Genomic DNA, 19,688 nt, shown 5'->3' on the forward strand with positions numbered 1-19,688 from the left:
CTTTCGACCGGTAAACCATTCCGCCTAGGCTGCCCCCATGAGCACCGCGCCCGACGCCACGCCCCGCCCGCCGATCGCCCTGCCGGTGCGGCTGCCCGACGGCTCCCGCCTCGAGCTGGGCACCGCCACGGCGTCGTACCAGGTGGAGGGCGCGATCCACGAGGACGGCCGCGGCCCCTCGATCTGGGACACCTTCACCGCGCGCGAGGGCACGATCCGCGACGGCTCCGACGGTGCGGTGGCCTGCGACTCCTACCACCGCTACACCGAGGACGCCGACCTGGTCGCCGGGCTCGGGCTGGACTGGTACCGCTTCTCGGTCGCTTGGCCGCGCATCGTGCCCGAGGGCCGTGGCCGGGTCGAGCAGCGCGGCCTGGACTACTACGACCGGCTCGTCGACGCGCTGCTCGAGCGCGGGGTCAAGCCCACCGGCACGCTCTACCACTGGGACCTGCCCCAGCCGCTGGAGGACGAGGGCGGCTGGCTCGAGCGCTCGACCGCCGAGGCCTTCGCCGACTACGCCGAGGTCGTCGCCGCGCGGCTCGGTGACCGCGTCGGCCTGTGGGCCACCCACAACGAGCCGTGGTGCGCGGCCTACCTCGGGTACGCCGCCGGCGTGCACGCCCCGGGACGCCGCGAGGGCGGCCGGGCGCACCGCGCCGCCTTCCACCTCGTGCTCGGCCACGCGCTTGCCGCCGAGCGGCTGCGCGCCCAGGCGGGTGCCGCGGGTCGCGGGATCGACGTCGGCATCGTGCTCAACAACGCGCCGATCTGGCCGGCCCGTCCCGAGGCCGAGGACGTCGCTGACGGGGTCGATGCGATCCGCAACCGCGTGTGGCTGGGCCCCCTGGTCGACGGTGCGTACGACGAGGGCATGCTGCGCGTGGCTCCCGAGCTGGCCGACCCCGACCTGGTCCGCGAGGGCGACCTCGCGCGCATCCAGGGCTCGGCCGACTGGGTCGGGCTGAACTACTACACCCCCGTGCGCCCGGACCTGCCCGGCGAGGGACGCAGCGACCACCCCGAGGGCGGCGCCTACCCCGGCGTCGCGCCCTTCGAGCTGGTCGTGCGCCAGCCGATCACCGACATCGGCTGGGAGATCGACGCCACCGGCCTCGACGAGCTGATCCGCACCACCGCCGAGCGCACCGGGCTCCCGGTGCTGGTGATGGAGAACGGTGCGGCCTGCGCCGACACCCAGGTCGTCGACGGGACCGTGCAGGACACGGACCGGATCGACTACCTGCGCGACCACCTGGCCGCCGCCGAGCGGGCCCGCGCCGCCGGCGCCGACCTGCGGGCCTACGTGGTGTGGACCCTGCTGGACAACTTCGAGTGGGCCGAGGGATACACCAAGACCTTCGGCATCGTGCACATCGACCCGGCCACGCAGGCGCGCACCCCCAAGGCCTCCTACCACTGGCTGGCAGAGGCCGTGAGGGAGCGGACGACGCCCCCCGCGTCGTGAGCCCGGGCCTAGCTCATCCCTTGACACTGCCCGCGAGCAGCCCGCGCACGAAGTAGCGCTGCAGGGCCAGGAACACGATCAGCGGGATGATCAGGGACACGAAGGCGCCCGAGGCGAGCAGCTGCCAGTCCTCGGCCCGCTGACCGACCAGGCTGACCAGCTTCACGGTCATCGGCGCGGCTTCCGGGGAGCTGAAGACCAGTGCGACGAGCAGGTCGTTCCAGACCCACAGGAACTGGAAGATGCCGAAGGCGGCGATCGCCGGGGCCATGAGCGGCAGCATCACGCGGGTGAAGATCTGCACGTGCCCGGCGCCGTCGACGCGGGCGGACTCGATCAGCTCGCCGGGGATCTCGCGCATGAAGTTGTGCAGCAGGAAGATCGCCAACGGCATCGCGAAGATCGAGTGCGAGAGCCAGATCGTGTAGAAGCCGCCACCGGGCGCGTCCCGGCCGGCGAGCGGCAGCAGGTCGAACGGCGGGTCGACGTAGAGCGAGAGCAGCGGCACCAGGGTCACCTGGATCGGCACGATCTGCAGCGCGAAGACCGCCACGAAGAGGGTGTCGCGGAACTTGAAGTCCATCCAGGCGAAGGCGTACGCCGCCATGGTCGCCAGGCTGATCGGGATCAGCACCGACGGGATCGTGATGACCACCGAGTTCACGAGGTTGGTCATCAGCCCGCCGCCGCCGGAGCCGCCCTCCAGCACCTGGGTGTAGTTGTCGAGGGTGAAGGAGGGGCTGCTGAAGAAGTTCCACCAGCCGTTGGACTTCACCTCGTTCTCCGGGCGGAACGACGAGATCAGCAGGCCGAAGGTAGGGATGGTCCACAGGATCGCGATGAGCAGCGCCGCGGCCGAGGCCCAGCGGTTGGTCAGGGCCGACTTGGCTGCCGTCGAGGCCGGGATCGGCTTGCCCGAGGAGGTCGGCGGCTCCGGCTGCGCGGGAGGTGCCGGCGGGGTCGTGGTGGTCATCGGGCCTCCAGCTTGCGCATCTGACGGACGTTGTAGATGACGATCGGCATGACCAGCACGAAGATCACGACGGCGATCGCCGCGGCCAGGCCCTGGTTCCCGGCGATGAAGTACTGCCGGTAGAACTCGTAGGCCAGGACGCTGGTGCCGAAGTTGCCGCCGGTCGCGGTCTGGACGATGTCGAAGACCTTGAGCGTGGCGATCGTGATGGTCGTGAGGACCACGATCAGCGTGGGCCGGATGCTCGGCACCGTGATGTGGCGGAACATCTTCCAGCCGCTGACCCCGTCGAGCCGGGCGGCCTCGACGATGTCCTCGGGGATGGCCTTGATGGAGGCCGAGAGCAGGGTCATCGCGAAACCGGCCTGGATCCAGACCAGGATCACGATGAGGAACAGCGTGTTCCACGGACCGTTGAGCAGGAAGTTGTAGGGCTCCAGGCCCAGCCACTGCAGGACCTGGTTGAGCAGGCCGATCTGCACGGTCTCCGAGCCTTGGCCGGAGCGGAAGTCGTAGACGAACTTCCAGATGATCGAGGCGCCCACCATCGAGATCGCCATCGGCAGGAAGAGCAGCGCCTTGGCGAACTTCTCGAAGGAGGCGCGGTCCACCAGCACGGCGTACAGCAGGCCGATGGCGGTGGAGAGCAGCGGGGTCAGGACCACCCAGAACAGGGTGTTGCGCAGGACCTCGAGCTGGTTGGAGTCGGTGAAGAGCCGCTGGTAGTTGTCGAAGGCGACGAACTCCTTGGTGAACACCGAGCCACCGAAGAAGGAGTCGTAGATCGTGACCCCGGCCGGGTAGAGCAGGCCGATGCCGATGAGCAGCAGCGAGGGGCCGAGGAAGGCCGCCGCCTGCACGCGCTCGCCGGAGCGGGAGCGCAGCCGTTGGGTCGCCAGCAGGATCAGGGCCACGACGCCGTAGAAGATGGCGACGGCGATGACCATCTGGACGAGCTTCTCGGGGGTAGTCAACGCGTCACTCCCTCATCGGGGCCGGGCTCGCCCTCCGCTCAGGGAGGGTCCCGGGAGGTCGGGGGTCGGGCGGGTCGTGCGGGTCGTGCGGGTCGTGCGGGTCCAGCACACCACGGGAGGAGTGCGCCGGGGTGGAGCGAGGACGGTGGCGGCCGGCGTGTGCCGACCGCCACCGTCACCTGGTCAGGACGGCCAGGAGTTCTCGATGTTCTCCAGCGCGGTCTCGCTGTCGTCACCGGTCACCCAGGCGGTCATCTCCCGCCAGAAGGACCCGGCACCCACGGCGCTGGGCATCTGGTCGGAACCGTCGAAGCGGAAGACCGCCTCGGGGTCCTGGAAGGTCTCGGCCGAGAGCTGGTCGATCGGGCTGGTCAGGTTGGAGGCGTCGAGGCCGGTGTTGGCGCTGACCCAGCCGCCACCCGGGGTGTTGATCGCCTTCTGGTTGGCCCACACGTCGGTCGAGAGGTAGGTCTGGAACGCCTGGACCTCGGGACGGTTGTCGAACGCGGCCACGAACTCGCCGCCACCGAGGACGGGACGACCGTTCTCGTCGTTGGTGGTGGGCAGGTAGAAGGCGAAGACGTCGCCGTCCTCGGACACGTCGGTGCCCTCCGGCCACTGGGCGGCGTAGAAGGACGCCTGGCGGTGCAGGGCGCAGTCACCCTCGAGGATCGGCAGGCCGCCGTCCTGGAAGGCGGTGGTGGCGATGGAGTTGACGTCGCCGAAGCCCGCGTTGACGTAGTCGGGGTTCTTCATGATGCCGCCGACGAGGTCGAGGGCCTCGACCACGGCCGGGTCGTTGAAGGGGATCTCGTGGTTGACCCACTGGTCGTAGACCTCGGCACCGGCGGTGCGGAGCATGGCGTCCTCGAGCCAGTCGGTGGCGACCCAGCCGGTGGCCTCGCCGGACTCGATGCCCACGCACCACGGCTTCATGCCGGAGTCGACGATCTCGTCGGAGAGGGCGAGCATGTCGTCCCAGGTCTCGGGGATCTCCCAGCCGTTCTCCTCGAACATGGTCGGGGAGTACCACACGAACGACTTCACGCTGGCGCCCAGCGGGGCGGCGTAGAAGGTGTCGTCGACGGTGCCGTAGGACTTCCAGTCCTCACCGAAGAACTCGTCGACGTTGTCGGCGGTGGGCTCGGGGGCCGCGACGACCTGGCCGGACTCCACGACGGTGCGCAGGAGGCCGGGCTGCGGGATGTAGGCGATGTCGGGGGCGTTGTTGGCCTGCAGGCGCACGACCAGCTGGGTCTCGAACTGGTCCGAGCCCTCGTAGTCGACCTCGGCGCCGGTGCAGGTGGTGAACAGCTCGTACGACGCCTCGTGCGCCTCCTGCTCGGGCGGGAGGATCGAGGTGTAGACGCTGACCGTGGTGCCGGTCAGGTCGCCGAACTCGGAGAGCTGCTCGAGGCCCTCGCAGTCGGCGTTGCCCTCGCCGGGCCAGGTGCCCCCGGCGGACTGGGGCTCGTTGGTGTCACCGTCGTCGTCGCTGGCACAGCCGGCGAGGCCGAGCGACGCGACCGCCAGGACGGCCACGGCACCGCGGCGGATCTTGCGTGAGCGCATCGGGTCCCTCTCTTGTTCGGGGCCGGCCCACCGCCGTCCCACGGTTCCTTGCGTACGCCGAATGCAACCGCTTACGCATCGGTGCCGTCAACGCTTCCGGGTCACGATTCTGTAACGCAGGTCACACCCGTCCGAGACGCTCCGGCCCCGGTCTGCGCCGGCCGATCCGCCCCCGGGGACCGCCCCGGGGGGCCGCGGCCACCCCAGCCCTACGATTGGCCGCCCAGTCCTGCCGCGAGCACGGCCCGGTCGGCCAGCTCGGCTCCCGCCCCGTCGTACAGCTGGAAGCCCACCGAGGCCCCGGCCCGGGTCGCGGAGCGCAGGTCCTCGTCGTACTGCGCGACCACCGCGACGGTGCCGGTGAAGCCGTTGCCCTGGAGCTGTCGGAGGGCATCGAGGTTGTTGCCGTGGAAGGGCATCGCCAGCAGCACGATCGGCACGTGGCACAGCGGCCGGTGGTGCCACAGCTCGGGGTCGGTCGCATCCCCTTCGACCACCTCCACCCCCTTCGCCCGCAGCCGCTCGCACCGCTCGCGGGAGCTCTCCAGCCCGACCACGCGCAGGCCGTACTCCTCCCGCAGCCGCCGGTACGCCGCACTGCCGACGCGTCCCATGCCCAGGACCACCGCCTGGGCGTCACCGACGTCGAGCGGCCGGTCCTCGGGGTGCAGCTCCTCGCGGGGCCGGTCGGGCAGCACCCGACGCACGAGGTCCATCAGCCGCTCGGGGTGGCGCCCCGGCAGCGACCCGAGGACGAAACCGGCGGCCACCGCGGTCGCCACCACGGTCAGCCACTCTTCGCCCAGCCACCCGGCCGGGGCCCCGGCGACCACGATCAGCCCGAACTCGGAGTAGTTGGCCAGTGCGACCCCGGTCAGCACCGACGTGCGCCGGCGCAGCCGCGCCGCCCACAGCAGCACCGCGAAGCCCAGCGCCTTCAGCGGCAGCAGCGCCACCAGGAGCAGCGCCAGGCCCAGCTCCCCGGGGCCGGGCAGTCCCTGCAGGCCGATGGAGACGAAGAACGCCACGAGCAGCAGGTCCTTGAGCGTGAAGAGGCTCTTGCTCAGCTCCGGTGCGCGGCGGTGACCGGCGAGCAGCATGCCCAGCACCAGCGCGCCGAGGTCGCCCTTGAGCCCGACCGCGTCGAAGAGCGCGTAGCCGGGGACCAGAGCGAGGACCACGCCCAGCAGCGGCAGCAGCTCGTCGTGGCCCACCGCGCCGAGCAGCCGGCGCAGCAGCCAGGCGCCGGGAAGGAGGAGCACCAGCAACAGCGCCCAGGGGCTGGGGCCCTCGGCATCGGCCACGGCCAGGAACACCACCGCAGCGAGGTCCTGGACGACCAGGACCCCGATGGCGGTGCGGCCGCCCAGGGACCGGGTGGCGCTGCGCTCCTCGAGCAGCTTGACCACGAAGACCGTGCTCGAGAACGACAGCGCGAGGCCCACCAGCAGCAGGGCATGCGCGTCGGACCCGGCCAGCGGACCGGCCCCGAGCCCGAGCCCGACGGCAGCCACGACCGCACCCAGGAGCACCAGCAGGCCAGCGACCAGCACGGTGGAGGCGACCAGGTGCACCGTGGCCGTCACCCAGACCTCGCGGCGCACCAGGGTGCGCACGTCGAGCTTGAGCCCGACCCCGAAGAGCAGCACGGTCACGCCCAGGTCGGCGGCGGTGTCGAGCGCGGGGACCGGAGCGACCCCGAGCACGTGCAGCACGAAGCCCGCCGCGAGGAAGCCGAGCAGGGGCGGCAGCCGCAGCGCGCCGGCCGCCAGCCCGCCGACCAGGGCGCCGAGCAGGATGGCGGTCGGGTCGTCCACGCACGCATTGTGGCGCCCGGCCGCCGTCGTACGACGTCACGGCGCCACCGTGCGCCGCCGCGCGCCGCCGCGCTCCGCCGTGCGCCGCTGCTCAGGTCGGGCCCGCGGCCGCCGATCGGCAGCAGGTGACCCGCATCCTGATCGCCGAGGACGACGCCGACCTCCGGCTCCTCCTGCGACTGGTGCTGCACCGCGCCGGCTACCGGGTGAGCGAGGCGCGCGACGGGGTCGAGGCGCTCGAGGCGATGTCGCGGGAGGCCTTCGACGTCGTCCTGCTCGACAACATGATGCCGCGGATGACCGGCGTCGAGGTCCTGGAGTCGGTGGCGCTGCTGCGGCGTACCGAGCGCCCGCTCATGGTGGTGATCTCCGCCCTGGCCACCCGAGCCGACATCCGCTCCTACTACGTGCGCGGCGCGGACGACTTCCTGGCCAAGCCGTTCGCCACCGAGGAGCTGGTGGACCGGGTCCGGATGCTGCTGGACGAGCGCACGTTGACCCGCCGACCGGGTCACCACGACAGCCACGGGGGCACCGCGGCCGCCGGCTGAAAGGCACCTGCTCCCCCGGGACGCCCCCTGGAGGCGCCGTCCGGCCCGTCACGACGAGCGAGGGATCTGGCCAATCGGCTCAGGAACCCACCCCCGGGGTCGATGATGTGCTCATGGCACGCATCCTGATCGCCGAGGACGACGAGGACCTCCGACTGCTCCTGCGCCTGGTGGTCCAGCGCGCCGGGCACGAGGTCGAGGGTGTCGGTGACGGCGTCGCCGCCCTGCGCGCCATCACCCGCGGCGGCTACGACCTGGTCGTGCTCGACAACATGATGCCGGGGATGACCGGCCTCGAGGTCCTGCGCGCGTGCAAGGACATCACCGGCACCGCCCGCCCGGTCATGCTCATGCTCTCGGCGCTGGCCACGCGCCAGGACATCCGCAACGGTTACGTCGCGGGCGCCGACGACTTCCTGGCCAAGCCCTTCTCCCGCGAGGAGCTGGTCGAGCGCATCCACCTGCTGCTCGACGAGCGGGCGATGCAGTTCGCGATGACCCCGCCCGGCGCGGCCGGCGGCTTCTGACCCGAGGGCGCCGTCGCGCGCCCCGGCGCCTCGCCCGCGTCCCGCGCGATCCCAGGCGACGGTCTCCACCCGGCCGGGTCGTCACGCCGCCGGCGACCTCGACCCCGGGCCGGCGGCGGTCGGCTTCGGTCCGCTCTCGAGGACGTCACGACCCGCACCCTCGTTGGACGTGGCGAGTGCCACTCACCCCCCTGCGCGACGTGTCCGCCCGTCGAGAACGGGTATACCAGTCCGCGGAGAGGGGTGACCACATGCACGAGACACACCACCTGGCCCACGAGGCGGTCAGCGTCGGCGTCGCACGCCACCGGCTGCGGGCCGCGCTCGAGCGTGAGGGCGTCGGCGAGTCCGTCGTGTACGACGCCACGCTGGTCCTCAGCGAGCTGGTCTCCAACGCCGTCCAGCACGGTCAGCCCGACCGCGACGGTCGTCTGGAGGTCTGCTGGACCCTCGAGCACGACCGGCTGGTCCTCGAGGTCACCGACCACGGTGACTCGACCGTGCCCGCAGCCCGTCCGGAGGACCTCGACGCGGACCGCGGTCGCGGCCTCGTGATCGTCGACCAGGTCTGCCGGTCCTGGCGGGTCGACCAGCGCGACGACCTCACCTGTGTCGTCGCCGAGATGCAGCTCGCCGTCGCCTGATCGTCGCGTGGCGGGTCGCTCTGCTCACACCCGGGGCGGGAGTGAAGGGCGGGTCCCGGGGGAAGGGTGAGCCGGACCCCGTCCCCCACCCCCGAGGAGTCCCCCGGTGCCCGCGGTGCCCCCCGTCCTGCGCGAGCGCTACCGCCTCGAGGCCCGACTCGGGTCCGGCGGGACCGCCGACGTCCACCGGGCCACCGACACCACGCTGCAGCGGCCCGTAGCGGTCAAGCTGCTGCGCGACGTCGCCGGCGACGCCTCCGACCGGGCCCGGTTCGTGGCAGAAGCCCGCACGCTCGCCTCGCTGTCGCACCGCAACCTGGTGATGGTCCTCGACGCGGGCATCGGCGACGAGGACGACCGACCGTTCCTGGTCATGGAGCTCGTCGAGGGGCGGGCCCTGTCCGACGCGCTGCGCGAGGGTCCGCTCCCGGCGCGCGAGGTGGCTCGGATCGGGGCCGAGGTGGCCGCCGGCCTGGCCTTCGCCCACGAGCGGGGCGTCGTGCACCGCGACGTGAAGCCGGGCAACGTGCTGCTCAGCGACGACGGCCGGGTCAAGCTCGCCGACTTCGGCATCGCGCGGCTGATCGGCGACACCGTGCGCCACACCCGCACCGGCACGGCCATCGGCACCGCCGCCTACCTCGCACCGGAGCAGGTGCGGGGCGAGGACGTCACGGGTTGCGCCGACGTCTACGCCCTCGGCCTGGTCCTGCTCGAGGCCCTCACCGGCACCCGCGCCTTCCCGGGCAGCGCCACCGAGGCCGCGCTGGCCCGCCTGCACCGCGACCCCGACGTCCCCGACGACCTGCCCACCGGGTGGCCCGGCCTCCTGCGCGCCATGACCGCGGCCGACCCGGCCGACCGGCCGACGACCGCCGAGGTCGTGCGGGTCTGCGGCGCAGGAGCCGCCGCCGGTGGCGAGCTCCCTCGGCTCGGGTCGCTCCCGGGCATCGGTCCCGCTCCCGGCCCGGACGCCGGTGACGACCCGGCACCGACCGCGGTGCTCACCGCACCCGTCGCGACGACCGCCGTCGTCCCGACCGCGGCCGCTGCCTCCGCAGCCGCTCCTGGATCTGCCGGCTCTCCCGACCCTGCCGGCCCTGCTGGCCCTGCTGCCGCTGCCGCCGCACCGTCCGCCCAGGCCGCGGACCCGGCCGGACCCGCAGCGGCCTCCCACCCCGAGGTCGGGCCGCTCGGCGTACGTCCCGCGGTGCCCGCGCTGGACCGGGCCGGCGACGCGCTCGCCCGCGTCCCCGGCGCCCTCGCGGCCCGCTGTCGCGGGCTCGAGCCGCACCAGCGGGGTCTGGCCGGCGCCCTGGCCGCACTGGTGCTGCTGATCCTCGTCACCGCGATCGCGGCCGGCGGTGCCACCAGCGGGAGCGAGGACCCCTCCGACTCGCGCGACCCCGTCCGTCCGGGTGCGAGCCCCTCGTCGAGCACTCAGGAACCGGACGACCCCACCGACGCGCCCGAACCGTCTCCGGTGGAGGAGCTGGTCGAGGACGACGGCCCCGCGAGCAGCGAGGACCGCGGCCCTGCCGGCGGACCGCCCGGCCAGGAGAAGAAGAAGGACAAGGGCCCGAAGGAGAAGGGGCCCAAGAAGGGCTGAGGGGCTGAGGGGTCGAGGCCCGGGTCGAGGCCCGGGTCGAGGCCCGGTGACGCGCAGCAGCGCGTCCCTGCACCTCGACCCCGGGCCACCGGCGGGGGTGGCCGCTATCCGGAGGCGTCGTACGGTGGGGGCCATGGCCACCATCGACCTGACCGCCGAGAACTTCGAGTCGCACGTGAAGAGCGACGACATCCTGTTCGTCGACTTCTGGGCCAGCTGGTGCGGCCCGTGCCGGCAGTTCGCGCCGACCTACGAGGCGGCCAGCGAGGCCCACCCCGACATCACCTTCGGCTCGGTCAACACCGAGGAGCAGCAGGAGCTCTCGGCCGCGGCCGGCATCTCCTCGATCCCGACCCTGATGGCCTTCCGCGACGGCATCCTGGTCTTCGCCCAGCCGGGCGCGCTGCCGCCGGCCGGCCTCGACCAGGTCATCACCGCGGTCAAGGGCCTGGACATGGACGAGGTGCGCGCGCAGGTCGCCCAGCAGGGCTGAGCCCGCTCACGGGGCCGGGCGCCGCAGAGCCGCCGGCGCTCAGGCCTGGGGGGTGTCCTCGGTGCTGTCGGCCGCGGGGGCGTCAGCAGCGTCAGCCTGCTCCTGCTCCTCCGGCTCGCCGTAGACCCCGCGCTGGCGGGCGTCCTCGACCTTGCGCAGCTGCCGGACCAGGCTCCAGCCCAGCAGGGCGACGGTGGCCACGCCACCGAGGAAGAGCCCGAAGGCGGTCCAGCCCGCCTTGACGTCCTCGGGCTCGGGGGCGGGGTCGAGGTTCCCCGGCAGCAGCGCGGGCAGCACGGAGAGGAACGCGTCGACGAGCATGCTCAGATCCTGCCACCGGTGCGGTCGGGGTGGTCCAGGAGGCCGGCGAAGAGGTCGTCCTCGGTGACCTGGCCGACAGTGGCGTCGGGGTGGTCGGGGAGGTGGCTGGTGACCAGCTCGAAGTCCTCGTGGGGCCACACCTCGGCCTGCAGCTCGCGCGGGATGGCGAACCAGAAGCCGTCGGGGTCGATCTGGGTGGCGTGCGCCAGCAGTGCCTGGTCGCGCACGCCGAACCACCGGTCGCAGCGCACCCGCGTGGTGATCCGGGCGTCCCACTCCGGCTCCGGCTTCCAGTCGCGCAGCCGCTCCTCCCACGGCGACTCCAGCCCGTGCTGGAGCATCGCGTCGTGCAGCGCCTGCATGCGCGGGCGGTTGAAGGAGTGGTGGTAGTAGAGCTTCAGCGGCTGCCACGGCTCCCCCGCGTCGGGGAACCGCTCGGGGTCGCCGGCCGCCGCGAACGCCGCCACCGACACCTCGTGGCAGCGGATGTGGTCGGGGTGGGGGTAGCCCCCGCGCTCGTCGTACGTCGTCATGACGTGCGGGCGGACCTCCCGCACGATCCGCACCAGCGCCTCGGTCGCCTCCTCGAGGTCGACGAGGCCGAAGCAGCCCTCCGGCAGCGGCGGCTTGGGGTCGCCGTCGGGCCAGCCGGAGTCGACGAAACCCAGCCAGTGCTGGGTGATGCCGAGGATGTCGCGGGCGCGCTCCATCTCCTGGCGACGCACCTCGGTGATGTTCTCGAGGATGTCGGGGCGGTCCATCTTGGGGTTGAGGATCGAGCCGCGCTCGCCGCCGGTGCAGGTGACGACGTGGACCTGGGCGCCCTCGGCGACGTACCTGGCCGTCGACGCCGCGCCCTTCGACGACTCGTCGTCGGGGTGGGCGTGGACGTGCATGAGGCGGAGACCGGCGTACGGGCGGTGCTCGACCTGGGGCGGCGCCCCGTCGGCGTGCGCGTGCTGCGACATGGGTCCCATCGTAGGAGGGGCCGCGGACCGCGAGGTGGGCCCGGTGGGTGGTGGGTGGCACCATCGAGGTGTGAGCTCGCAGGACCTGATGACGCAGCGCTACGGCGCACCGCGGCCGTGGCGGCGCACCGCCGGCATCGCGACGGCGGTCGCGCTGGCGCTGGTGGGCGGGCTGTTCCTCGCGTGGGCCGCGTGGAGCCACGCGACCCCGGCCGCGCAGTCGGAGCTGGTGGGCTTCACCGTGACCGACCAGCACGAGGTCGTCGCGGACGTCCAGGTCGAGCTCAGCGACGAGGCCAGCGACGTGCAGTGCGTGCTGCGGGCGCTGGCCGAGGACAAGGTCACCGTCGGTGAGGCGGTCTTCACCCCCGGCGGCTCCGGTCGGATGTCGGTGCCGATCCGCACCGAGCGCGAGGCGACGGCCGTGGAGAAGGTCGGCTGCACCGCCGAGGGCCAGCAGCGCCCGCGCTGACCCGAGCCGCACGGCCGGCCCCGCCACCCCTCGGGGTGGCCGCAAGCACCTGCGGCCAGGCGTGGACGTTGCTACAGTGGCCAGACCGACCGTCCCGCAGGGCTGATCGCGCTTGGCCCAGCGACCTCCGTCGTACGGCCACATCGTGGCCGCCGGAGGTGGTCCGACGATTCGCAGCAGTTCCGCACCCGAAGCAACGAGACGGGTCGTGGGGCCGCACCGCAGCGCCGGTGCGGAGCACCCCGCGGCTCCACGGCAGGAGTACCCCATGACGCAGTCCCCCCAGCAGGACAAGATCTGGCTGACCCAGTCGGCGTACGACAAGCTCGTCGCCGAGCTCGAGAACCTCAAGGGCCCCGTGCGCCAGGAGGTCATCGAGAGGATCAGCGCTGCCCGGGACGAGGGCGACCTCAAGGAGAACGGCGGCTACCACGCGGCCCGCGAGGAGCAGGGCCGGATCGAGGGCCGCATCCTCCAGCTCGAGGACATGCTCCGCCGCGCCGAGGTCGGCGAGACCCCTCCCGACGACGGCGTCGTCGAGCCCGGCATGAAGGTCACCTACAAGTTCGTCGGTGACGACGACGACGAGGCCGAGACCTTCCTCCTCGGTGCCCGCGAGATCGAGCCCGAGGGCCTCACGGTCTACTCGCCCCAGTCCCCGCTGGGTGCCGCGATCAACGGTGCCTCGAAGGGCGACACGGTCTCCTACACCGCACCCAACGGCAAGACGCTCGAGGTCGTCATCCTCGACGCCGAGCCCTACACCGGCTGAGCAGCCCCCGACGTACGGCGCGCCCGCGCTGTCACCACCTCACGACGCCCCGACGGTCCGCCGTCGGGGCGTCTTCGTGGTGGGGGTGTCGCGTTCGTCCTGCGACGTGAGGTTCATCGGCCCACCGTGAGGTTCATCGGCGCCCCGCTGAACCTCACGCCGCCCCGATGAAGGTGCAGCGGCGCACCGTCAGGTGCAGCGGCCCCCCGCTGAGCCTCACACCCCGGTCCCGCCCCACAAGCCCCACCAGTCACTCCAGGACGCGGTACCCCTGCGCCCGCAGCTGGGCGAGGACCGCTCCGGAGTGCTCGGCCCCGCGGGTCTCCAGCTGCAGCATCACGTCGACCTCGTCGACCGAGAGGGTCGGGGAGATCCGCTCGTGGGCGACCTCGAGGACGTTGGCCCCCGAGCCGCCGACGACGGCGAGCAGCCGGGCCAGGCCGCCCGGGACGTCGGGGATGGTGATGGTGAGGTTGAGGTAGCGACCCGCCGCGGCCATGCCGTGCCGGATCACCTTCCCCAGCAGCAGCGGGTCGATGTTGCCGCCGGAGACCACCGCGACGCACGGCGTCGGGAAGCGCGACGGGTCGTCGAGGAGCGCCGCCACCGCGGCCGCGCCGGCCGGCTCGGAGACGAGCTTGGCCCGCTCCGCCAGCGCCAGCACCGCCCGGGCCAGGGAGTCCTCGGAGACGGTCACGACGTCGTCGACGTGGTCGCGCACGGCAGCGAAGGTGAGGTCGCCGGGGCGCCCGACCGCGATGCCGTCGGCCATGGTGCGCATCTGCTCCAGCGGCGTGGGGCGACCGGCCTCGAGCGAGCCGGGGTAGGCGGCGGCGTCCTTGGCCTGCACCCCGACGACGCGTACGTCGGGGCGCAGCGCCTTCACGGCCAGCGCGACCCCGGCGAGCAGCCCGCCCCCGCCGGTGGGCACGACGATGCAGGCGGCCTCGGGGAGCTGCTCGAGCACCTCGAGCCCGACGGTCCCCTGCCCGGCGATGATGTCCTCGTGGTCGAAGGGGTGGATCAGCACCGCTCCCGTGCGCTCGCTGAACTCGCGCGCGGCGACCAGCGCGTCCTCGAGGTAGGTGCCTGTGAAGACCACCTCGGCGCCGTACCCGCGGGTGGCGCGCTCCTTCGGGATCGGGGCGCCCTCGGGCATGAAGACCGTGGCGCGGGTGCCGACGAGCTGCGCGGCCAGGGCCACGCCCTGGGCGTGGTTGCCCGCGCTTGCCGCCACCACCCCACGGGCCCGCTCCTCCTCGCTGAGCCGGGAGAGCCGGACGTACGCGCCGCGGGCCTTGAAGGAGCCCGTGCGCTGGAGGTTCTCGGCCTTGATCCGCACCTCGCCGCCGGCGACCGCCGACAGCCAGCGCGACTCCTCCATCGGCGTGCGCACGGCGACGCCGTCCAGCAACACCCGGGCGGCCTCGATGTCGGCGAGCGTGACGCTCACGCCTCGACCTCCCGCTCCGGGTCGGGCGGCGGTGGACCCGCGTCCTCGGCGTAGTCCTCCTCGAGCTCCTCGAGGGGGTCGTCGCCGGGATCGGTGTACGCCGCCAGGTGCTGGCCGACCGCGTTGAGGGCCGCGACGAGCGGGACCGCGACCAGCGCGCCCACGATGCCCGCGACCAGCACGCCCGTGGCGATGGCGACGATGACCCCGAGCGGGTGGACCGAGACCCAGCGCCCCATGAGGAAGGGCTGCAGCACGTGGCCCTCGACCTGCTGGACCACGATGACCCCGATGAGCATGAGCAGTGCCGTCCACGGGCCCTGGTCGACCAGCGCCACGAGGACGGCGACCGAGCCCGCGACCGTGGCACCGACCATGGGCACGAAGGCACCGAGGAACACCAGGACCCCGATGGCCGCGACGAAGGGCAGCCCGAGGACGGCCGCCCACAAGGCGATCCCGACCGCGTCGACCAGCGCCACCACGACGGTCGCGCGGACGAACTGCCGCAGCGAGATCCACGCGACCCGACCCGAGGAGTCGACCCGGGCGCGCGCCGTGCGCGGGGAGAGCCGGACGACCCAGGACCAGATGCGGGCGCCGTCGGCCATGAAGAAGTAGGTGGCGAAGAGCACGATGAAGAAGCCGGCGAAGACGTGGCCGAGCGTCACGCCGAGCTCGGTGAGCCGGGTCAGCATCTCGCCGTCCTGGGAGCGGTCGGTGATGGCCTGCTGCACCTGGTCGATGTAGCCGTCGATCTGGGAGTCGGTGGCGTCGAGCGGGCCGTCGCGCAGCCAGGTGCGGATCTCCTCCAGCCCCTGGACCGTGGAGTCGGCCAGGTCGCTGGCGCCCCCGGCGACCTCACGGCCCACGAAGGTCAGCAGCGCCCCCACGACCGCGATGCCGGCCACGAGGGTCAGCAGGGCGGCGAGGCCCCGGGGCAACCAGCGGTCGAGCCGGTCGACGATCGGGACCACCAGCGCCGCGACGAGCAGCGAGATCACCACCGGCACGACCAGGACGATGAGGAAGTCCAGCACCCAGCCGATGACCGCGACGGCGGCCACGATGACCAGGAACCGCCACGACCAGGCGGCGGCAAGGTCCAGCCCCGGCGGGACCGAGGAGCGGGCGAGCTCCTCACGGCGTACCTGCGGAGGCGCGAGCTGGCGCTCACGCTCGTCGCGCAGGGCCGACCACTGGGCGAAGAGCCGCTGGGCGAGACCCTCGGCCTCGGACTGGGGGCGATCACGACGCAGTCGGCGTCGCTCGTGCCGCCCGCCGCGGGGGTCGGGCTCACCGTCGTCGGGGTGGGTCCCGACTGCGGCGACGAGCCCGTCGGCGAGGTCCTCGGCGACCGGCGGCAGGGGCCTGTCGGGCTGCTCGCTCATCGCCACGCCCTCGCGCCGGCGCCGGGCACGTCAGCCCGCCAGCGCGCGGTCGAGGTCGGCGAGCAGGTCGTCGACCGACTCGATGCCGACGCTGAGCCGGACCAGGTCAGCGGGCACCTCCAGGTCGGTGCCGGCGACGCTCGCGTGGGTCATCCGGCCGGGGTGCTCGATGAGCGACTCGACGCCGCCGAGGGACTCCCCCAGCGTGAAGACGTGGGTGCGCTCGCAGAGCGCCAGTGCCGCCTGCTCGCCGCCCTTGACGCGGAAGGACACCATGCCGCCGTACCGCTTCATCTGCTTGGTCGCGACCTCGTGGCCGGGGTGGTCGGCGAGCCCGGGGTAGATGACCTGCTCGACGGCGGCGTGGCCGAGCAGGTGCTCGACGACCCGCTCGGCGTTGTCGCAGTGGCGGTCCATCCGCACCGCGAGGGTCTTGAGGCCGCGCAGGGTGAGCCAGGCGTCGAAGGGGCCGGCGACCGCTCCCATCGCGTTCTGGTGGAAGCGCAGCCGCTCCGCGAGCTCGTCGTCGCGCACCACCAGGGCGCCGCCGACGACGTCGGAGTGGCCGCCGACGTACTTGGTCGTGGAGTGAACGACGACGTCGGCGCCGAGGGTGAGGGGCTGCTGGAGGTACGGCGAGGCGAAGGTGTTGTCGACGACCAGCAGCGCGCCCGCGTCGTGGGCGACGGCCGCGAGCGCCTCCACGTCACCGATCGTGAGCAGCGGGTTGGTCGGGGTCTCGACCCACACCAGGCGGGTCTCGCCGGGGCGGATGGCCGCGCGCACGGCGTCGACGTCGGAGACCGGGGCGGGGCTGTGCTGCAGGCCCCAGACCTTCTCGACCTTGTCGAAGAGCCGGAAGGTGCCGCCGTAGGCGTCGTCGGGGATGACCGCGTGCTGGCCCGGTGCGCAGAGCGACCGGAGCAGGGTGTCCTCGGCGGCCAGGCCGCTGGCGAAAGCCAGTCCGTGGGTGCCGCCCTCGACCGCCGCGAGCGCGCCCTCGAGTGCGGTGCGGGTGGGGTTGGCGGACCGGGAGTACTCGTAGCCGCCGCGCAGCCCGCCGACCCCGTCCTGCTTGTAGGTCGAGGTGGCGTAGATCGGGGGGATCACGGCACCGGTCGTCGGGTCCGGCTCGTAGCCCGCATGGATGGCGCGGGTCTCGAAGCCGGCCTCGGACCAGTCGGGAGGGGTGTCGCTGTGGTCTGAGGTGTGCTCGCTCACCTGCCGAGAGTCTCAGATGTCGAGCGCCTGGGCGACCTCGGGGTCGAGGGCCTCGGCGAGCCGGCGCTCCGCCGCCCCACCGTCGTCACCCGCGCGGGTGACGGGCAGCCAGTCGTCGTGGTGGACCCAGTGCACGAGCGGGCTGATCGGCCCGGGAGCCAGCGCGTGCGTGGTGCTGACGTAGTCGGCCATGGCCGCGAGGCTGCGGCCGAGACCGGGGCCCTCGACGACGCGCAGGACGAGCTGGTGGCGGAAGGGGACGCCGACCAGCACCCCACGCCCCGCGTCCTCCTCCTCGACCCGGTCCAGCACGTCGTCGAGCACGAGCGAGGTGCTGGCCACCAGGCCCGACTCCCCCAGGACGACCTCGAAGCCGGCGTCGGGGTCGTCGACCGGCTCGACGCGCTCGTGCTGCAACGGCATCTCGCGCGCCTTGTCGCGCAGGTTGGCCTCCGCCCGGTCGCGCCACGGCACGTGCGGCGCCCGGGCGACCAGCGCCTCGGCGCGGGGCGTGAGCGCCTCGTCGCCGAGGTCGAGGGTGACCACGGAGGTCAGGTCGTCGGTGAGCGCAGGCGCCTCGGGGTCCCAGCCGTCCGGGAGCGAGTCGGTGGGGACCAGCTGCAGCGCTGCGGCCTCGAGCAGCGTGTGGTCGGGCAGCTCGTCGAGGGAGGCCGGGCCCGGCATGAGCACGTCCTGGACGTGGCGGTCCACCAGCTGCGGCCAGTGGTCGGTCGGCTGCGTGGTGCACTCCGCGGCCAGGTCACGCAGGGGGAAGACCGCGCCGCCGTCGGTGACGAGCTCCTCGCCGACCGGGCGCACCTGGATGCCGGCACGGGCGAGTTCCGCCGCCACCAGCTGGTGCAGACGGCGTACCTGCAGCGGCGAGAGGGGGAGGTCGGCGTCACCCGGGGACCCGCCTCGACGTCCTGACATCCCCATGGTCGAGCCTCTCGTGCACCGTCAGCTACTGCTCGGGAACATGCTCGGCTTGGGGTTGTTGCAAACATGGACGGGCGTCACACCAGGCGTCGCCCGCTACCCGTCACCACCGCAAGCAGAAGGAGCCCGACCGTGCTCTTCGGCCGCAAGCAGACCGCCCTCATCGAGCCCGAGCAGACCCTCCCCGGCCGCAGCGAGCGCCCGTGGCACCTCTCCGAGAAGCACCTGGTGCTGGGCACGCCGCTCGTCACCGACACCGCCCCGGCCGGCCACGAGGTCGCGATCTTCGGTCTCGGCTGCTTCTGGGGCGCGGAGGAGATCTACTGGCAGCTCCCCGGCGTCTGGTCGACCTCGGTCGGGTACGCCGGTGGCACGACCCCCAACCCGTCGTACGAGGAGGTGTGCTCGGGTCGCACCAACCACACCGAGGCCGTGCGCGTCGTCTTCGACCCCAGCGTCGTGTCGTACGCCGACCTGGTGAAGCGCTTCTTCGAGGTGCACGACCCCACGCAGGGCATGCGACAGGGCAACGACGTGGGCACGCAGTACCGCTCCGCGATCTACTGGACGACCCCTGAGCAGGAGCAGGTCGCCCGCGAGCTGACGGAGGTCTACGGCGCCGAGCTGGCCCGGCGCGGACTGGGCGCGATCACCACCGAGATCCGGCCCGCCTCCGAGACGCCGTACTACTACGCCGAGGACATGCACCAGCAGTACCTGCACAAGAACCCCTACGGATACCGCTGCCACGCCAACACCGGGGTGCCGTTCCCCGCCTGAGCGGCAGGCTGCGCGCTCGGCTAACGGCCGCGCGGTAGAGGCCCAGCCCTCGGCGCGATCGCATCCGGCGTACGACTCGGATCGTCGAAGATGCAGCGCGACAGCGTCCGCTTCCCTACCCTTTCCTCAACTGACGGCATCTGAGTCCGGCAGAACTCTCGTGGGGGAAGAATGAAGCGCAACTTCGCGCGCGCTCTATCGTGCGCGCTTATCGTCCTGTCCATCGTCGTGGCGCCCTCTCACATCGCATCTGCACGCGAGGCCGACACCGCGCCGCCGGTGGTGAGCAACTTCGACTTCACACCCAAGACCATCGACGTCAGCACCGGCGAACAACAGATCACCGTCAGCGTCCGCCTCACCGACGCCACCGGAGCCGAGGCACCCTTCATCGTGGTCTCCAGCAACTCGACCACCCAGAGCGCCGGCTTCGGACGCATGACCCAGACCTCCGGCAACGCCACCGACGGCACCTACACCCGCACCGTCACCATCCCCACCACCGCCGCACCCGGCACCTGGGACGTCACGCTCTACCCCACCGAGGACACCCTCGGGAACAGCGACTCCACCTTCCGCGACCACCCCACCAAGCTCACCGTCACCAACGGTGCCGCCGACTCAGCGCCGCCGGTGGTGAGCAACTTCGACTTCACACCCAAGACCATCGACGTCAGCACCGGCGAACAACAGATCACCGTCAGCGTCCGCCTCACCGACGCCACCGGAGCCGAGGCACCCTT

20 protein-coding genes are annotated in these 19,688 nt (G+C 72.6%); 10 read left to right on the forward strand and 10 right to left on the reverse strand.

Annotation, left to right across the window (positions count from 1 at the left end):
• The first annotated feature begins 37 nt into the window (after positions 1 to 37).
• Positions 38 to 1,468 carry a GH1 family beta-glucosidase gene (locus ACYVID_RS01310; RefSeq protein WP_460733675.1) on the forward strand — a complete coding sequence of 477 codons (1,431 nt, stop codon included), beginning with the start codon at positions 38 to 40 and terminating at the stop codon, positions 1,466 to 1,468.
• Between the two features lie 13 nt (positions 1,469 to 1,481).
• On the opposite strand, the gene ACYVID_RS01315 is transcribed toward ACYVID_RS01310, so the two are convergent.
• The 4 genes from ACYVID_RS01315 to ACYVID_RS01330 all read right to left on the reverse strand — a co-directional run bounded on the left by ACYVID_RS01315 (position 1,482) and on the right by ACYVID_RS01330 (position 6,804).
• Positions 1,482 to 2,441, reverse strand: coding sequence for a carbohydrate ABC transporter permease (locus ACYVID_RS01315; RefSeq protein ID WP_460733677.1), 960 nt, complete (start codon positions 2,439 to 2,441; stop codon positions 1,482 to 1,484).
• Positions 2,438 to 3,415, reverse strand: coding sequence for a carbohydrate ABC transporter permease (locus ACYVID_RS01320; RefSeq protein ID WP_300640584.1), 978 nt, complete (start codon positions 3,413 to 3,415; stop codon positions 2,438 to 2,440). The genes ACYVID_RS01315 and ACYVID_RS01320 overlap by 4 nt, the downstream gene beginning before the upstream one ends.
• Positions 3,416 to 3,598: 183 nt before the next feature.
• Positions 3,599 to 4,987, reverse strand: a complete 1,389-nt coding sequence (locus ACYVID_RS01325) for an ABC transporter substrate-binding protein (RefSeq protein ID WP_460733679.1) — start codon at positions 4,985 to 4,987, stop codon at positions 3,599 to 3,601.
• Positions 4,988 to 5,196: 209 nt separating this feature from the next.
• Entirely contained in the window at positions 5,197 to 6,804 is a 1,608-nt protein-coding gene (locus ACYVID_RS01330) for a cation:proton antiporter domain-containing protein (protein WP_460733681.1), read from the reverse strand.
• Positions 6,805 to 6,929: 125 nt separating this feature from the next.
• On the opposite strand from ACYVID_RS01330, the gene ACYVID_RS01335 reads away from it, so the two are divergent.
• The 5 genes from ACYVID_RS01335 to ACYVID_RS01355 all read left to right on the forward strand — a co-directional run bounded on the left by ACYVID_RS01335 (position 6,930) and on the right by ACYVID_RS01355 (position 10,628).
• Positions 6,930 to 7,355 carry a response regulator transcription factor gene (locus ACYVID_RS01335; protein ID WP_460733683.1) on the forward strand — a complete coding sequence of 142 codons (426 nt, stop codon included), beginning with the start codon at positions 6,930 to 6,932 and terminating at the stop codon, positions 7,353 to 7,355.
• Positions 7,356 to 7,468: 113 nt separating this feature from the next.
• Complete coding sequence (locus ACYVID_RS01340) at positions 7,469 to 7,882, forward strand: response regulator transcription factor (protein ID WP_460733685.1); 414 nt, start codon at positions 7,469 to 7,471, stop codon at positions 7,880 to 7,882.
• 251 nt (positions 7,883 to 8,133) lie between these two features.
• Complete coding sequence (locus ACYVID_RS01345) at positions 8,134 to 8,526, forward strand: ATP-binding protein (protein ID WP_460733687.1); 393 nt, start codon at positions 8,134 to 8,136, stop codon at positions 8,524 to 8,526.
• A 106-nt stretch (positions 8,527 to 8,632) separates the two neighbouring features.
• Positions 8,633 to 10,135 (forward strand): serine/threonine-protein kinase, encoded by a 1,503-nt coding sequence (locus ACYVID_RS01350; RefSeq protein ID WP_460733689.1) that lies wholly within the window; start codon positions 8,633 to 8,635, stop codon positions 10,133 to 10,135.
• Positions 10,136 to 10,268: 133 nt separating this feature from the next.
• Positions 10,269 to 10,628 carry a thioredoxin family protein gene (locus tag ACYVID_RS01355; RefSeq protein ID WP_460733691.1) on the forward strand — a complete coding sequence of 120 codons (360 nt, stop codon included), beginning with the start codon at positions 10,269 to 10,271 and terminating at the stop codon, positions 10,626 to 10,628.
• Positions 10,629 to 10,667: 39 nt separating this feature from the next.
• Here ACYVID_RS01355 and ACYVID_RS01360 read toward each other — a convergent pair whose 3' ends face one another.
• Both ACYVID_RS01360 and mca read right to left on the reverse strand, forming a co-directional pair.
• The gene (locus tag ACYVID_RS01360) at positions 10,668 to 10,949 is read right to left on the reverse strand and encodes a hypothetical protein (RefSeq protein ID WP_460733693.1); all 282 of its coding nucleotides are present in this window, start codon (positions 10,947 to 10,949) and stop codon (positions 10,668 to 10,670) included.
• A 2-nt stretch (positions 10,950 to 10,951) separates the two neighbouring features.
• Positions 10,952 to 11,845 carry a mycothiol conjugate amidase Mca gene (gene mca / locus ACYVID_RS01365; RefSeq protein WP_460734023.1) on the reverse strand — a complete coding sequence of 298 codons (894 nt, stop codon included), beginning with the start codon at positions 11,843 to 11,845 and terminating at the stop codon, positions 10,952 to 10,954.
• Between the two features lie 142 nt (positions 11,846 to 11,987).
• Between mca and ACYVID_RS01370 the strand changes: the two genes are divergently transcribed.
• Positions 11,988 to 12,389 (forward strand): DUF4307 domain-containing protein, encoded by a 402-nt coding sequence (locus ACYVID_RS01370; protein ID WP_460733694.1) that lies wholly within the window; start codon positions 11,988 to 11,990, stop codon positions 12,387 to 12,389.
• 268 nt (positions 12,390 to 12,657) lie between these two features.
• A complete protein-coding gene (gene greA / locus ACYVID_RS01375) occupies positions 12,658 to 13,161 on the forward strand; it encodes a transcription elongation factor GreA (RefSeq protein ID WP_460733696.1) in 504 nt (167 codons plus the stop codon).
• Positions 13,162 to 13,411: 250 nt separating this feature from the next.
• On the opposite strand, the gene ilvA is transcribed toward greA, so the two are convergent.
• From ilvA to ACYVID_RS01395, 4 genes are read right to left on the reverse strand one after another with little or no spacing between them, the layout of a single operon-like run.
• A complete protein-coding gene (gene ilvA / locus ACYVID_RS01380) occupies positions 13,412 to 14,614 on the reverse strand; it encodes a threonine ammonia-lyase (protein ID WP_460733698.1) in 1,203 nt (400 codons plus the stop codon).
• Complete coding sequence (locus tag ACYVID_RS01385; protein WP_460733700.1) at positions 14,611 to 16,005, reverse strand: AI-2E family transporter; 1,395 nt, start codon at positions 16,003 to 16,005, stop codon at positions 14,611 to 14,613. Before ACYVID_RS01385 ends, ilvA begins: the two co-directional genes overlap by 4 nt.
• Positions 16,006 to 16,035: 30 nt before the next feature.
• Entirely contained in the window at positions 16,036 to 17,226 is a 1,191-nt protein-coding gene (locus tag ACYVID_RS01390) for a cystathionine gamma-synthase (protein ID WP_300640616.1), read from the reverse strand.
• 12 nt (positions 17,227 to 17,238) lie between these two features.
• Positions 17,239 to 18,159, reverse strand: coding sequence for a hypothetical protein (locus ACYVID_RS01395; protein ID WP_460733703.1), 921 nt, complete (start codon positions 18,157 to 18,159; stop codon positions 17,239 to 17,241).
• A gap of 138 nt (positions 18,160 to 18,297) precedes the next feature.
• On the opposite strand from ACYVID_RS01395, the gene msrA reads away from it, so the two are divergent.
• On the forward strand, positions 18,298 to 18,945 hold the full coding sequence (gene msrA, locus ACYVID_RS01400) for a peptide-methionine (S)-S-oxide reductase MsrA (protein WP_460733705.1): 648 nt from the start codon (positions 18,298 to 18,300) through the stop codon (positions 18,943 to 18,945).
• Positions 18,946 to 19,224: 279 nt separating this feature from the next.
• Positions 19,225 to 19,688: hypothetical protein (locus ACYVID_RS01405; protein ID WP_460733707.1), on the forward strand; the 464-nt coding region annotated here is incomplete at its 3' end.

It is taken from the genome of Nocardioides ginkgobilobae, assembly GCF_054781275.1.

Bases quoted from the DNA above. Each gene is read 5' to 3' on its own strand.
- ACYVID_RS01395 (WP_460733703.1), bottom strand. From the start codon at position 18,159: ATGTCAGGACGTCGAGGCGGGTCCCCGGGTGACGCCGACCTCCCCCTC.
- ACYVID_RS01325 (WP_460733679.1), bottom strand. From the start codon at position 4,987: ATGCGCTCACGCAAGATCCGCCGCGGTGCCGTGGCCGTCCTGGCGGTC.
- ACYVID_RS01355 (WP_460733691.1), top strand. From the start codon at position 10,269: ATGGCCACCATCGACCTGACCGCCGAGAACTTCGAGTCGCACGTGAAG.
- mca (WP_460734023.1), bottom strand. From the start codon at position 11,845: ATGCACGTCCACGCCCACCCCGACGACGAGTCGTCGAAGGGCGCGGCG.
- ACYVID_RS01315 (WP_460733677.1), bottom strand. From the start codon at position 2,441: ATGACCACCACGACCCCGCCGGCACCTCCCGCGCAGCCGGAGCCGCCG.
- greA (WP_460733696.1), top strand. From the start codon at position 12,658: ATGACGCAGTCCCCCCAGCAGGACAAGATCTGGCTGACCCAGTCGGCG.
- ACYVID_RS01345 (WP_460733687.1), top strand. From the start codon at position 8,134: ATGCACGAGACACACCACCTGGCCCACGAGGCGGTCAGCGTCGGCGTC.
- ACYVID_RS01385 (WP_460733700.1), bottom strand. From the start codon at position 16,005: ATGAGCGAGCAGCCCGACAGGCCCCTGCCGCCGGTCGCCGAGGACCTC.
- ACYVID_RS01340 (WP_460733685.1), top strand. From the start codon at position 7,469: ATGGCACGCATCCTGATCGCCGAGGACGACGAGGACCTCCGACTGCTC.
- ACYVID_RS01360 (WP_460733693.1), bottom strand. From the start codon at position 10,949: ATGCTCGTCGACGCGTTCCTCTCCGTGCTGCCCGCGCTGCTGCCGGGG.
- ACYVID_RS01310 (WP_460733675.1), top strand. From the start codon at position 38: ATGAGCACCGCGCCCGACGCCACGCCCCGCCCGCCGATCGCCCTGCCG.